The organism is Bacteroidota bacterium (assembly GCA_005882315.1).
Taxonomy (GTDB): Bacteria; Bacteroidota; Bacteroidia; order Chitinophagales; family Chitinophagaceae; genus VBAR01.
This window is the reverse complement of sequence record VBAR01000005.1, coordinates 82,952-97,261: the sequence shown is the minus strand read 5'-3', so window position 1 is coordinate 97,261 and position 14,310 is coordinate 82,952. Positions and strand designations below refer to the sequence as shown.

General features: G+C 38.3%; 14 protein-coding genes. 6 read left to right on the top strand and 8 right to left on the bottom strand.

Features of this window, described 5'->3' with window-relative positions:
* Window positions 1-7: 7 nt before the first annotated feature.
* Together E6H07_18090 and E6H07_18085 are read right to left on the bottom strand one after the other, a co-directional pair.
* Window positions 8-985 carry a D-alanine--D-alanine ligase gene (locus E6H07_18090; GenBank protein TMI61809.1) on the bottom strand — a complete coding sequence of 326 codons (978 nt, stop codon included), beginning with the start codon at window positions 983-985 and terminating at the stop codon, window positions 8-10.
* A gap of 320 nt (window positions 986-1,305) precedes the next feature.
* Window positions 1,306-1,653, bottom strand: a complete 348-nt coding sequence (locus E6H07_18085; GenBank protein TMI61808.1) for a 4Fe-4S dicluster domain-containing protein — start codon at window positions 1,651-1,653, stop codon at window positions 1,306-1,308.
* 59 nt (window positions 1,654-1,712) lie between these two features.
* On the opposite strand from E6H07_18085, the gene E6H07_18080 reads away from it, so the two are divergent.
* From E6H07_18080 to E6H07_18070, 3 genes are all read left to right on the top strand, one after another.
* Complete coding sequence (locus E6H07_18080) at window positions 1,713-2,711, top strand: acyl-CoA reductase (GenBank protein TMI61807.1); 999 nt, start codon at window positions 1,713-1,715, stop codon at window positions 2,709-2,711.
* Window positions 2,712-2,886: 175 nt separating this feature from the next.
* Window positions 2,887-4,410, top strand: coding sequence for a PDZ domain-containing protein (locus E6H07_18075; GenBank protein ID TMI61806.1), 1,524 nt, complete (start codon window positions 2,887-2,889; stop codon window positions 4,408-4,410).
* A 119-nt stretch (window positions 4,411-4,529) separates the two neighbouring features.
* Window positions 4,530-5,756 carry a 4-hydroxy-3-methylbut-2-enyl diphosphate reductase gene (locus tag E6H07_18070; GenBank protein ID TMI61805.1) on the top strand — a complete coding sequence of 409 codons (1,227 nt, stop codon included), beginning with the start codon at window positions 4,530-4,532 and terminating at the stop codon, window positions 5,754-5,756.
* A gap of 4 nt (window positions 5,757-5,760) precedes the next feature.
* On the opposite strand, the gene E6H07_18065 is transcribed toward E6H07_18070, so the two are convergent.
* From E6H07_18065 to E6H07_18055, 3 genes are all read right to left on the bottom strand, one after another.
* Complete coding sequence (locus E6H07_18065) at window positions 5,761-6,456, bottom strand: hypothetical protein (protein ID TMI61804.1); 696 nt, start codon at window positions 6,454-6,456, stop codon at window positions 5,761-5,763.
* 48 nt (window positions 6,457-6,504) lie between these two features.
* Window positions 6,505-8,160, bottom strand: coding sequence for an alpha-glucan family phosphorylase (gene glgP, locus E6H07_18060; GenBank protein TMI61803.1), 1,656 nt, complete (start codon window positions 8,158-8,160; stop codon window positions 6,505-6,507).
* A 142-nt stretch (window positions 8,161-8,302) separates the two neighbouring features.
* Window positions 8,303-9,280, bottom strand: a complete 978-nt coding sequence (locus E6H07_18055; GenBank protein TMI61802.1) for a hypothetical protein — start codon at window positions 9,278-9,280, stop codon at window positions 8,303-8,305.
* Between the two features lie 96 nt (window positions 9,281-9,376).
* On the opposite strand from E6H07_18055, the gene E6H07_18050 reads away from it, so the two are divergent.
* The 3 genes from E6H07_18050 to E6H07_18040 are packed head-to-tail and all read left to right on the top strand — an operon-like array spanning window position 9,377 to window position 12,236.
* The gene (locus E6H07_18050) at window positions 9,377-10,042 is read left to right on the top strand and encodes a metal-dependent transcriptional regulator (protein ID TMI61801.1); all 666 of its coding nucleotides are present in this window, start codon (window positions 9,377-9,379) and stop codon (window positions 10,040-10,042) included.
* Window positions 10,032-11,918, top strand: coding sequence for an iron/manganese transporter (locus E6H07_18045; GenBank protein ID TMI61800.1), 1,887 nt, complete (start codon window positions 10,032-10,034; stop codon window positions 11,916-11,918). Before E6H07_18050 ends, E6H07_18045 begins: the two co-directional genes overlap by 11 nt.
* A gap of 3 nt (window positions 11,919-11,921) precedes the next feature.
* On the top strand, window positions 11,922-12,236 hold the full coding sequence (locus tag E6H07_18040; protein ID TMI61799.1) for a hypothetical protein: 315 nt from the start codon (window positions 11,922-11,924) through the stop codon (window positions 12,234-12,236).
* 1 nt (window position 12,237) lies between these two features.
* On the opposite strand, the gene E6H07_18035 is transcribed toward E6H07_18040, so the two are convergent.
* The 3 genes from E6H07_18035 to E6H07_18025 all read right to left on the bottom strand — a co-directional run bounded on the left by E6H07_18035 (window position 12,238) and on the right by E6H07_18025 (window position 14,142).
* Complete coding sequence (locus E6H07_18035) at window positions 12,238-12,843, bottom strand: Crp/Fnr family transcriptional regulator (protein ID TMI61867.1); 606 nt, start codon at window positions 12,841-12,843, stop codon at window positions 12,238-12,240.
* A 73-nt stretch (window positions 12,844-12,916) separates the two neighbouring features.
* Window positions 12,917-13,534 (bottom strand): Crp/Fnr family transcriptional regulator, encoded by a 618-nt coding sequence (locus tag E6H07_18030; GenBank protein ID TMI61798.1) that lies wholly within the window; start codon window positions 13,532-13,534, stop codon window positions 12,917-12,919.
* A gap of 17 nt (window positions 13,535-13,551) precedes the next feature.
* The gene (locus E6H07_18025; protein ID TMI61797.1) at window positions 13,552-14,142 is read right to left on the bottom strand and encodes a Crp/Fnr family transcriptional regulator; all 591 of its coding nucleotides are present in this window, start codon (window positions 14,140-14,142) and stop codon (window positions 13,552-13,554) included.
* Window positions 14,143-14,310 lie beyond the last annotated feature (168 nt).

Below are 14,310 nucleotides of genomic sequence, written 5' to 3'. Positions count from 1 at the left end.
TTTTCGTTTATAAAATTTCTTCTACCAGTTTTGAATAAAAATCTTTCAGGTCCCAGCCAAGACTCTTTACTTGCTGGGGTATAATGCTTGCATCAGTTTGTCCCGGAATAGTATTTACTTCCAGCATAAACGGTTCGCCGACCTCTTCATTGTATATAAAATCGATCCTCACCACTCCCCGACAGTTAAGAACCTGGTAAATTTTTTTTGCCGCATTGCGAATCTTATTTGCAACCGATTCATCAATTTCAGCAGGCGTTACCTCAGATGATTTTCCCTGGTATTTTGCTTCAAAATCAAAAAAATCTTTTTCTGTCATCACTTCAGTGATCGGCAATACGGTTATTTCGCCTTTTGATTTAAAAACGCCAACTGTAAATTCTCTTCCTTTCACCATTTGCTCTACCAATACCTGGTCATCTTCTTTAAATGCTTTTTCTATTGCTTCTTCAAGATCTTCTGGCTTATGCACTTTGCTCATGCCAATACTGCTGCCGCCATTATTGGGCTTTACAAATACCGGCAGTTTCAGTTTGTTTAAAATTTCACTGGTATTATAGGCAGTATGACGGAACAGGTGAACTGATTCAGCAACATTGATGCCACCCATTTTGGCAACCGCAACAGTATATCTTTTATTAAAAGTAATAGCAGATGTTGCTGCATCACAACAAGTGTAAGGGATCTTCAACGTATCAAAAAAGCCTGGCAGTTTTCCATCCTCTCCGGGTGTGCCGTGCATGCCAATGAACACAGCATCAAAATTTATTTTCTTCCCATTGATATTAAGTGAAAAATCGTTCTTATTGATCTCTGTCTTACTGCCATCCGGCAAATCATAAAACCAACCTTGTGGGTTGATATCAATTTTATATACTTCGAATTTTTCCCGGTCAAGGTTTTTATCAATGGTAACTGCACTTTTATAAGAAATCTGTGCCTCCCCGGAAAAGCCACCTGTGACAAGAGCTATTTTTTTCTTCATGGAATAGTGTGTGATTTTGGATGCACAAATATTCACTAAAAAACCAAGACTGGGAAACCTGAATTGCTAAAATAAATTTATAATAAGCTGTTTCTTACGTCTTTTTAGACCTGCCTGCTATGGAGAATGGGGATAGAAGCTAAATAAGAAAGGTGAAGACTGTGTTGCCCTCACCTTTTTACTGACGGGAAATATCACCCGCCATTTTAATTGCGGCTTATCGCCGCTACATTATATATTTTAACCTGTACTAAAGGTATTAACTCAAAAAGGCATTGACAACTTTAAGTCTTGATTCTTTTGCACACGAAAAGCACAAATTAAATGTGCAACTTTCCTTTTTTAGCCAGTAAATCATCAACTGTTTCCTGGTACATTTCATCGGGTACACAACAATCTACAGGGCAAACAGCAGCACACTGAGGTTCTTCATGAAAACCCTGGCATTCTGTGCATTTATTGGGTGTGATATAGTAAATATCATTTGATACGGGGGCATTTTTCTGATCTGCATCTACAACTGTGCCGTCCATCAATGTATAAGAACCTTTTACAGTTGTACCATCACTTACGGCCCATTCCACGCCACCTTCATAAATCGCATTGTTTGGACATTCGGGCTCGCAGGCGCCGCAGTTTATACATTCTTCAGTAATCTTGATTGCCATAAAAAATTTATTTAAAGGGGTTGCAAACTAAATTTGTGCCTCAAATATAAAATACAGGAATGAATTTACAATACAGGATTAATTTATTATCAAGACTGGGAGAATATATTTTATCGGGCAACGAACAGTGGGCTGAAGCCAAAATAAAAGCCGGTCACGTCAATGGTTGGTTCATCCCTGAATTTACCAACCTCGCTTCAGAAAATATAGCCCGGCGTTTTTTGCAGAAGGATTTACTTGAACAATGGGCAAAAGCGTATGATCTGAAATCAACCCTTGAAAACCCAAAGATGGTTGGAATAATCATGGCAGGTAATATTCCAATGGTCGGCTTTCATGATCTGCTTGCAGTATTCATAAGCGGACATAAGGCTTTAATAAAATTATCATCAAAGGATGAAACGCTAATTAAACATCTTACAGATAAACTCATTGAATGGGAACCAGAGACATCTTCTTTTATCAGGTTTGAAGAAATGCTGAAAGGCTGTGATGCCTATATTGCCACAGGCAGTAATAATAGCTCCCGTTATTTCGAATATTATTTTGGTAAGTACTCCCATATTATCCGCCGTAATAAAACTTCAGTCGCAATACTTTCCGGCAATGAGACCACCGCCGAACTTGAAAAATTGGCAGATGATGTGTACCTGTTTTTTGGTTTGGGCTGCAGGAATGTGACCAAGATCTATGTTCCGGAAGGTTATGATTTTATTCCCTTACTCGAAAGTTTTAAGAAGTACAACTGGCTGGCCGATCATTATAAATACAAAAACAATTATGATTATAACCTCGCTATCCATATTCTGAATAGTAAATATTACATGAGTAATAGCTCACTCCTCCTTGTGCAGGAGTCTTCTATCTTTTCGCCTATCAGCCAGTTGAACTATGAATTCTATTCTGACCTGGATTCTGTGAAAGCCACATTGAATATGAGCCAGGATCTGCAGTGCATCGTAGGCAAGGATTTTGTTCCCTTCGGCCAGGCACAATTTCCCGGGTTGGATGATTTTGCCGATGGGGTGAATACAATGGATTTTTTACACAACCTATAACCCAGGTTACCGTATATCTGAAATGATGATTAAATTTGAAATATCAAAGAACTACGAAGCCTTTAGTAAAGGCTTTGTTAAACTAAACTGACGGTATTACATTTGAACTGACGCTTTGGTAATTTGCAGGACATAAGGAACAATTTTTGAAAACACATTTTAAAAACCCATGAATATGAAATTGAAACAACTTTTACTGATTGCAGGCATCAGCGCCTTTTCAGCAATTGGAAGCGTATGGATTTATGGAAAAATCATTGGCAAAAACCCAGTGACCTTTGTACAACAAACCGATTCAGGTAAAATGCCGGTAAACTATGTTGGCTTTAATGAAGACGGTACACCTACGGCTACCATTGATTTTACAAAAGCATCCGAAGCAGCTGTACAAGCTGTTGTTCATATAAAAACAAAAATTCCTGCAAAGCAGGCGAGTAATAGCCTACCACGTAGCAGGGGTAATAATATGGACGATTGGTTTGAGAGGTTCTTTGAATTTGGCCCACAAGTAATCCCGGAACAAAAAGCATCTGGCAGCGGTGTGCTGATCTCCGAAGATGGTTATATAGTAACCAACAACCATGTAATTTCTGATGGCGGCCAGGGAATAGCTGAAGAAATTACAGTTACACTCAATAATAAAAAGGTTTATAAGGCCCGGCTCATTGGCCGTGATCCCAGCAGCGATCTTGCTGTATTAAAAATTGATGGCAAGAGTCTTCCTTTTATGCTATATGGAAATTCAGATAATGTAAAACTCGGTCAGTGGGTATTGGCGGTAGGTTATCCTCTTTCGCTGGAAACAACTGTAACTGCAGGTATTGTTAGCGCAAAGGAAAGAACAATTGGTATTAACAGTCGTCAAAGCCAGACGCCAATTGAATCATTCATTCAAACCGATGCAGCCATCAACCAGGGCAATAGCGGTGGTGCGTTAATCAATACGGATGGACAATTGATCGGGATTAATTCTGCTATCAATGGTGGTTATTCCGGCAGTTATATTGGCTATGGTTTCGCTATCCCTGTAAATATTGTAAAGAAAATAGTGAACGATCTGATACAGTATGGTGATGTTAAACGCGGATTTTTGGGAATCAGCTATATTCCCAATGAAGATCTGAATGAAAAAGAAGTGAAGAAAGCCGGAGTAAATGATGGTTCGGGTGTTTTTGTAAGCGCAGTACCTAATGATGGCGCTGCTGCCTCAGCCGGAATTAAAAAAGGTGATGTGATCACTAAAGTAAATAACAGCACCGTTTCAAATGGTTTGGAAATGAGCGGACAGATCGCACAATTTAAGCCCGGTGATAAAGTACCGGTGACTTATATACGTACCGGCAAGGAATATGTAACAACAGTTATCCTGAAAGAATCTGCAGGTAAACTGGAAGTGGTAACTGCAACAAACATTCAGGAGAAATTGGGTGGCACACTGGAAAGTTTTCCGAAAAGCCGGGCAACTGCCTATGGTGTTGAAGGCGGTGTAATTGTAAAATCCTTAAGAGCAAATGGCGCATTGAAGGCTTCGAAGATGGAGGAAGGATTTGTTATTACAAGTGTGAATGGAAATGAAGTAACAACTGTTGAAGAATTGAGCAAGTTACTTTCCAATGTAACAGGCACCGTTGAGCTTGAAGGTTTTTATCCGGGATACAATGGTACTCATACCTACCCACTGAACCTTGGAGATGATTAATAGAGATTAATAACTAATAATAATTTAAAATGCCGCTCAGTTGAAGCGGCATTTTTAGTTAGGAAGAAGGAGCATAATGCACAATCTTACCTCAAAAATCAAATACCTAAATTTGCAGTGTGAAGCAATTTGATGTTCCTATTATTTATCGCAGTCCATTAATTACCGCTATTAAGAAAAAGCGGAAAGAGCAGGATAAAATGAAAAAAGATTTTACTCCTACTCTACTCGATTTTGGTCCGCTGCAAATTTTCCTTGCAAGACATTTTGGATTTTGTTATGGCGTTGAAAATGCCATTGACATTGCATTCAGAACAGTAGAAGAAAATCCCGGTAAACGGATTTTCCTGTTAAGTGAAATGATACATAACCCGCAGGTAAATGCTGACCTCCAATCCCATGGTGTGCAGTTTATGCAGGATACTTATGGAAAACAGATAATTTCCTTTAATGAATTGAAAAAAGATGATGTAGTTATCATTCCGGCATTTGGTACTACACTGGAAATAGAAGCATTACTGCATGAAAAAGAAATTCAAACAGAAAAATACAACACCACCTGCCCATTTGTAGAAAAAGTATGGAACCGCAGCGAAGTGATCGCAAAAAAGAATTATACCATTGTTATTCACGGTAAACCTAAACATGAAGAAACAAGGGCAACATTTTCCCATGCTGCATCTAATGCTCCGTCCGTAGTAGTAAAGGATATGAATGAAGCAAAAGAATTAGCAAAATATATTACCGGGGAAAGATCTGTTGAAGAGTTTTATACAGCATTTGATGGACAATACTCGAAAGAGTTTGATATAAAGAAAGACCTACAACGCATCGGTGTGGTAAACCAAACTACCATGCTTGCGAGTGACACACAGGCCATTGCTGATTTTCTGAAGCAAACAATTCAAACACATTATGGTTTGAATGAATCAACTATTGAGGAACGTTTTGCCGATACAAGAGATACGCTTTGCTATGCAACGAATGATAACCAAACCGCCGTTACAGGTATGCTGCAGACAAAGGCAGACCTTGCAATTGTTGTTGGCGGTTATAATTCCAGCAACACTTCCCATCTCGTTGAGTTATGTGAAGAAAAACTTCCCACCTATTTTATCCGCGACGAAGAAAAAATTATTTCAGTCAAAGAAATATTAAATTATAATTTCCACACAAAAGAAGAATTACTGACAGTAAACTATTTACCTGACAAAAAACCATTAAAAATTTTGATCACAAGCGGCGCCTCTTGCCCGGATGCATTGGTAGAAGGAGTGATAAGAAAACTGGCCGGTTATTTTGAATCAGAAAACAAGATCGATAAACTCGTTACCGGTTTCAGCTAAGCAGTTATTTTGAATTAATAAAATCTACTATCCGTTTCATATCATCTTCCTTATTACACTTTAGATCGTTAGTTGAAATAAAATCCAGCAAACCTGCTTCGTTTTTAAATGCGTCAGTTAATTGACTACAGCTTTTATTCTGTCTTATCAATTCGTACTTCACATAAAAATAAAACTCATTCTCTTTTTGAAATTCCTTTTTTGCTTCTTCAAACATAGCTTTGGTTTCCCAGACTATAACTTTTACTTTTTTCAGTAACATTACTTTTTTCCCGTCGGCCATCATTTGAAAAAAAGCATTTTTTTCTTTTTCAAAACCTGAAAAGAAAACAGTACCATTCCACGATGAACTGTTATCGATGATCTTTATTTCTTTAAATTTTCCAATTGCCTGTAATTCTTCGCCATTCTCATCACGATAATGCACTTTGTTCTGATAAGTATTTATTTTAATACGGATACTATCCACTTTTTTATCGTCCATAAAACGAATATTGGCGAGCAACCAATCATCAAAAATGAAAGGCGAACCTCCGATCCCTGATCCTTCACCGATCTTTACCGGGGTGGTAAAATAATCCCTCAAAAAAAGAGGTTGCGCCGGCGCTATTAAGGGAACTGGTATAAGCGGAGCATTCCCCTGTGCAAATGCAAAACTTCTGCAGATAAAGAATACTGCAATTAAAAAATAGCTTTTCATCCCATAATTTTTAAGGTATCCTAAAATTAAGGAATAAACTAAACCAAATTACCTGTACAGCAATTCATAGTATTCATGCGCCATCCGGTTACTATCGAACTGGAAACGAACATCCTGCATACCATTCTTCATGATGGCACGCCAGGTATCATAGTTGTTGTAGTATAAAGGCAGTATCTGTTTCTCCAGTATTTCATATAAGTGATTCAGGTCGTACTCATCCTGTTCATGCACCGCCATTTTTCCGTAATCGGCTTTTGGCACCACAAAACCATTATGTCCATGATTGATAAACTCTGGTATCCATCCATCATCAGTAGAAAAATTTACTGCACCATTCATTGCAGCTGTCATACCACTTGTGCCTGAGGCTTCTCTTGGTACACGGGGATTATTCAACCATACATCTGCAGCTTGTTTCATCCGTTTGGATAAAGCCAATTCATAGCCAACTAATACAGCTACATTTTTATAATTCTTACTCAAATGAACAAGATTATTGAACTCCGATATAGCAGGATAATCAACCGGGTAAGGTTTACCTGCCCAGAGTATCTGTACAGGATATTTGCTATTTCCCAGCAATCTTTCAAAACGTTTTTCATCCGTCGTTATAAGGTTCGCTCTTTTATAACCTGCAAATCTTCTTGCCCAAACAATTGTGAATACATTGGGATCAAACAATTTTCCGGTTTGATCTGCAACAATTTCAAATGCCCTTCTTTTCAAATGTTTTTTTCGATCATCAAATCCCCAGTCATTACCTTCTTCCATAAAACGGTACATCTGTTTATCAGCCCAGTATCGCCAGTTTTGTGAATTGGTAATAGATATGATCGGGCAAACATTTTCATAATTCTTCCACATTTCTCTTGATACCACACCATGCAATTGCGATACACCGTTTGCCAGTCTTGCAAAACGTAATGCTGCAAGTGAGTGGTTAAACCGATCATCCGGTAACCCGCAGAGTTTTTTTACTTCATCTACTGTCAGTCCACAGAAATAACTCATCTTATGACAGAGATAAATATCATGTTTTTCATTGCCTGCTTCTTCAGGTGTATGCGTAGTAAACACTAACCGTTTTTTTACTTCATCAAGATCTTTGTTGAATTTATTATAAAGATAAAATGCCGCTGACACAGCATGTGCTTCATTCAAATGGTAACGTTCGGCAGTAAAACCGATCTCATCCAGCAGTTTGGCACCGCCTACACCAAGTAAAATAAACTGTGCTACTTTGGTAGCCACATTTGCATCATACAGCCGATGAGAAATTGTTTGTGATACATAATCATTTTCCGGAAGATCTGTTGACAACAAAAACATCGGAGCTGTCTTGAATGTTTCGGGGTTCAGGTAAAAAGCTTTTACCCAAACAGGATGTTCATGTACGGTGATCTGAAATTTTATCCCGGTATCTTCTAAGAAAGCAGAATTTTTTTCCATCCAGGTTACTTGCAACGTTTGATCCTGGTTACGGGACTGATCATAATATCCGTATTTCCATAAAATACCAATGCCGATTAAATTCTGCCTGAGCTCATAAGCGCTACGCATATGTGAACCGGCAAGAAAACCTAAACCACCACTGTAAATTTTTAATGGCTGGTGTGTAGCAAATTCCATGGAGAAATAGGCAACGGATTTTGAATAACGGTCATCAACCTGGTACGGAATTTTGAAATTTTGAAAACTCATCTTAATTGGTTTTAGTAAGGTGTCGCAATATAACTTCAAATAATAAAACAGCTGTTCGTTTCACCGTGGATTTCAGTTATAAATATTAACAAAAGGGGAAAATTAAAGGCGCAATCGTTTGAAAAAAGATCAATAAATGAGGTTACCTCTTTTTTTTCTGCGTTACAGGCTTTACAGGTTTCTTTTTGGCAAAACTTCCATCGAATGAACAACGCAATCCTCTGTGTGCAGCACAGCCTTCCATTTCTTTTAGTGAAACAGAAGTTGCGGAGAATGTGAACTGCATTACACAAGGATCGCCGCCAAGACGGTAAACAGCCGTGTTCTTACCGGTGATAGTGGCTTCACCCTTTAACTCTCCATTACACTCACCTTTATTTTTTTCAAAATGGATAAAGAAAATGAAACGATCGGGTTTGCTGCCATCACGTACAGATACAAGATTATTTTTTCCATTCAGGTAATCTGCAGAAAATTTTTGTTTGCGGGGTAATGTATCGATCGGGTTGATCAGTTCGGCGAGTTTCTCATCCAGTTGTTCAGTCAGGATAAGCATAAAGTTTCCCGCCTCTTCATTTAAAATAAAAACATCTCTTCCATCAGCAATACTTCCATCAGGATTTTTACGGGTAATGCTTTTTGCAATATTAAAGTTTTTGTCAATAGTAACCATTTGGGTAGTTGCAGGCGATTGATCCGGTTTAAGTAAATTAATTGCACCGATCAGTTTTTCATCTTTATCGAAACAATAAAGAATGATATTGCGGGTTTCATTCGCCACCGTTTTCATCAGCAGGTAATTCGTTTTGTTATTATCCTCCATACGACCCAGCGGAAAACTTTTTGGTTTCAACCCTTTTCCAAAAACTTTTGCAATTATTGAGTCGGGAACAAACTTTGAAAATGTTGTATAACTCACCGCTAATGAATCCTTTTCCTTCCGATTAAGAACACTGTCACTATATTGAAGTGAAACAGCCGGTTGCGGAAAAAATTCAATCAGGTCTTTTACTGCTGTTATCTCATCACCGGTCACGGGTTTCTTTTTGGATTTGCAGTTTGCCAGTAATAATCCTGCACACAGAACCATGATTATAGAAAACATTCGCCGTTGCGGCATAGGTTATTTTTTACCGAATGTATAATAATTTTCTTTGGGCTGCTATTTGGCAGTTTGGAAAAGGTTTTTTAGGTTTGTCTAAATTTTTAATTAGACATGCTTAATTTTTCGACCAGTGAAGAGAACTATATCAAGACCATTTACCACTTGCAGCAGCAGGATGGTACGGTAACCACCAATGAACTGGCTGATCGGCTCCATACCAAACCCGCTTCCATCACGGATATGATGAAAAAGCTAAAGGTTAAAAAACTGGTGAACTATCAACCTTACCAGGGTTTTCGTCTCACGGCAGAAGGTAGTAAAGTTGCACTGGGTATTATCCGCCGTCACCGGCTTTGGGAATATTTCTTAGCAGAAAAACTGAAGTTTAGCTGGGATGAAGTACATGCTGTTGCCGAAGATATGGAGCACATAAGCAGTAAAAAATTGATTGATAAACTGGATGAGTTTTTGGGTTTTCCAAAATTCGACCCTCATGGCGACCCGATCCCTGATGCGAATGGAAAACTGGAAACAGGAAAAAAATTTGTATTAGCTGAAATACCTGTTAACAAACCGGTTATTGTAAGCCAGGTAACTAACCAGAGTACCGAATTACTTGAAGTACTCAAACATCAAAACATTTCTATCGGCACACGTCTTGAAATAAAAAGAAAATTTGATTTTGATAATTCAGTTGAAATAAAAATTAATAAACAGCCTACGATCACTATCAGTGAGCAGTTGGCAAAAAATATTTTCGTAAAATATGAATCGTAAGCATGATATATCTGTTTCGTTAAGCGAAGTACATGGAAGTGTGGATACAAATGCCAGGAGCAAACCCCCATGGCGCAGAATGCTTTCATTCTTTGGCCCGGCCTATCTGGTAAGTGTGGGTTATATGGATCCCGGTAACTGGGCAACTGATTTAGCTGGAGGTAGCCAGTTTGGATACAAACTCATTTGGGTATTATTGATGAGCAACTTGATGGCCTTATTGCTTCAGAGTTTGTCAGCAAGATTAGGAATTGTAAGAGGAAGAGACCTTGCACAAGCCAACAGAGAAACCTATCCCAAATATGCCAACTATGCATTGTATGGTTTGGCAGAAATTGCGATCGCTGCAACAGATCTGGCAGAAGTATTAGGCATGGCGATCGGTATTCAATTGCTTACCGGCATGCCATTGATATGGGCAGTTGCAATAACTGTTCTTGATACATTTCTTTTATTATTGCTGCAGCGATTGGGCATTCGTAAAATGGAAGCATTCATCATCGGGTTGGTATTTATTATCGGCGCATCGTTTCTTATTGAGATCATTATTGCAAAACCAAAATTATCCGAAGTGATAACCGGTTTTGTACCCGGCATTCCCAATGATACTGCATTATATATTGCAATTGGCATTATCGGAGCAACTGTAATGCCGCACAATCTTTACCTGCATTCTGCATTGGTGCAGACACGAAAGATCAAGAGAGATACAGCAGGTATTAAAAGAGCATTAAAACTAAATTTCATTGATAGCGCCATTGCACTCAATCTTGCTTTTTTTGTAAATGCGGCCATCCTGATCTTAGCAGCCACTGTTTTTTTCAAAAGCGGAAGAACGGATGTAGCTGAAATAAAAACAGCACATGAATTGCTCGATCCATTATTAGGAAGCAGCCTTGCACCAAAACTTTTTGCTATTGCATTAATTTGTTCCGGCCAAAGCTCAACTATCACAGGCACATTAGCAGGACAAATCGTAATGGAAGGTTATCTCCGATTACGCATCAACCCTGTGTTAAGAAGATTATTGACGAGGGTAGTTGCTATCACACCCGCCATCATTGTAATTGTTATTAATGGAGAAAAGAATATTGACAGCCTGCTTATTTTAAGCCAGGTAATTCTAAGCCTGCAATTAGGATTTGCAATTATCCCATTGATCCATTTTGTAAGCGATAAAAAAACAATGGGGCAATTTGTCATTAACAATCTTACCAAAATACTGGCATGGCTGATCACCGTTGTACTTGTTTACCTGAATATGCGGATGGTAACAGAGCAAGCCGTTGGGTATTTCGAATCAGGCGGTACCTGGTACTGGAAAGCCATTATTATTCTTAGCGGATTAATTTTTGCCGGCTTGCTTGTTATGACAATATTTTTTCCCTGGCTCAAACGGTTCAGAAAAGAATCTTCTTTTGAAATGCATCCGGCTAAGGAAGGGCTTGAGTTGATAGAGGCTCCGGCGTTTAACCGTATTGCCATAGCATTGGATTTTAGTGAGAATGATTCGAAGCTATTGGCATTTGCAATCGGGCAAAGTAATCCAAGCTCAAGATTTATTCTTATACATGTTGTAGAAAGTGTACCTGCAAAATTCTATGAACAGGAAAGTTTTGATTATGAAACGCAGAAAGATAAAGAACGACTTGAAAACTATGCTGCGCAATTAAAACAAAAAGGGTTTGAAGTAGCAGCACAACTCGGCTTCAACAACAGGGCAAAAGAAATTGCACGATTATCAAAAGAAAATAATGCTGATATGCTGGTGATCGGGGCACATGGCCACAGCGGTGTGAAAGACTGGGTGTATGGAGAAACAATTGACAAAGTAAGACATGAATTAAAAATTCCTGTATTGATAGTAAACTTATAATGTATGTGGTTTGAAATTGCGATCATGGCATTGTTCTTTGCAGTCGGCCACATTTATTTTGGTCATTGGGAAGAAAGAGCACCTAAGTGGAGAAAATTATTGAAGCTCATCCTCTTTATTGGCCTTACGATCCTTATTACTTATTATACAGGTCGCACTGGTTTCTTTATTTTCCTTGGCATAATGCTTTTATTGGTACTTGTTGTTCATGCCTGGTGGTTACCTAAAAATGGAATTAATGGATGGACAGGAGAACCAAAAGAAAAATATTATGAACTGCGTGGATGGAAGACAAAACCTCAATCAGACAAAAAATAAGCTAGTATTTCCTGCTGGCATCCTTTAGCAAATGTTTGAACCGGCTAAAGGTTTCTGGTTTGATACTTAAAAAAGATGCCAGGAATTTCTGTGGCACCCGTTGTACCAGTTCGGGGTTTTTAATTATAAATTTTATAAATCGTTCTCTCGGGGATAAAGTGACCATCTGCGTTTGCCACATATCTTTTATTGTCATAGCCGTAGTAATAATAAGCCTGCCCATATGTTCCATTTTGTGCGAAGCCGCATAAGCTTTTTCCAGGTCATCATAGGTAATGGAAAGCATTACTGTTGGCTCAATTGTTTCAACCGTATACTCTGATATTTTGCGGCTGTGAAATGATTCCTGTGAATGAATGATCTGGTCTTCAAATGAGATCTGGGTATTAATCTCCATTTTTCCTTTTTTATAATACTTACGGACAAGGCCTGATACTATAAAATTGATATAGTTTTCCATTTCCCCTGCGTGGTGTACGATAACCTTTTTGTCAAATTTCCGAACCTGGACATAAGGCTTCATTAACTGGTCATACTCCTCTTGTGAAAAGGGAAGAAATTTATTCAGGAACTGAATAAATCGCTGGTCAGTTTCGGTGCTACTAATCATGGGTGGTCAAAAAAATAAGGTGGTGACCAAATGGACGTAACAATATACAAAAAAAATAATTCGGTGAAAACTAAATATTCTTTGAAGGTTTCAGCAAATGCTTGAAGCGGCTGAATGTTTCGGATGTGATATTCAGGTAAGAAGCAAGATATTTTTGCGGCACCCGTTGCAACATATGTGGGTTGCGTTTCATATAATCGAGAAAACGTTGTCTTGTAGATTTCGAAAGCATTTCATAACGACGTTCATCTTTTTTTACATACATACCAGTCATGATCAGGCGACCTAATCTTTCTCCTTTTGGAAAGCTGGCCAGTGCATCTTGCATTTGTTTGTGACTTACTGAAACCAGTGTGGTAGGCTCAAGCGTTTCAAGTATCACCTGTGAAGGTGTTTGAGTCAGGTAAGATATTTCAGAATGAATAACATGGCCTTCGGTAGCCAATTGCAGTATTGTTTCCTTCTTCTTCACCTTTACATATTTCCTGACTAACCCGATCAATACCATGTTCAGGTAATTATCTACCTCACCTTCACTCACTATTTCGACTCTCTTGTCAAACTTTCGGATACTACAGTAAGGCAGCAAAGCTTTTACATCTTCAACAGAAAATGGCATGAACCGCTGCAGGTAATTACTCATATATTGCAATGAGTTTTCATTGATATTATTAAAATCTATTAACATTGTGCGACGTGGAATTTCTATACTGATTTAATTGTTCGGTCATATAACAAATGCTTCATCCTGCTGAATGTCTCCTGCTTGATGTTTAAATATGATGCCAGTTGTTTTTGAGGCACTTTTTGGATGAGCTCAGGATTTTCATTCATAAATTTTTTAAATCGTTCTCTTACTGTAAGCCGGATATTATCCATTAACAATTGCTCCTGCTGCAGGAGAAAATGAGTAGTGATCACTCTTCCAATTTTTTCCCATGTATTGCCAAGGCCGTAAAGTGACTCAAGGTCATCGTAGGTAATGGATACCGTTTCTGAAGGCTCCATGGCTTCGAGAATATATTGTGAGGGCTTGCGTGAAAAAAAAGAAGCAGTTGAACTGATGATGGTTCCTTGTTTTATTATCTGTGTAATAACTTCTTCATTATCCCTGTAAAAAAATTTCCGGATTAATCCTTTACTGATAAAATGCAGACGATCTTCAACCTCTCCAATCTCAGTAAGTCTTTCTTTTTTATTATAATTCCGGGTCGTGACCTTGCTCATCAGTAATCGGAAATCATCTTCCGATACAGCTGTATGCTGATTCAGAAAATTATAAACACCTTCAGTCATGGGCGCAAGGTAAAGTACAATTAGTAAAAAATACACTTAATTGTATTTTTTTCAACTAACAACTGATTTTTTTTCAGACTGACAAAATGCATCAATTGACTTTGCCCGATTCCATCAATTCCTGTAGGTTTGCGACTCAGAATATTTTCACAAAATTTTAAAGACATA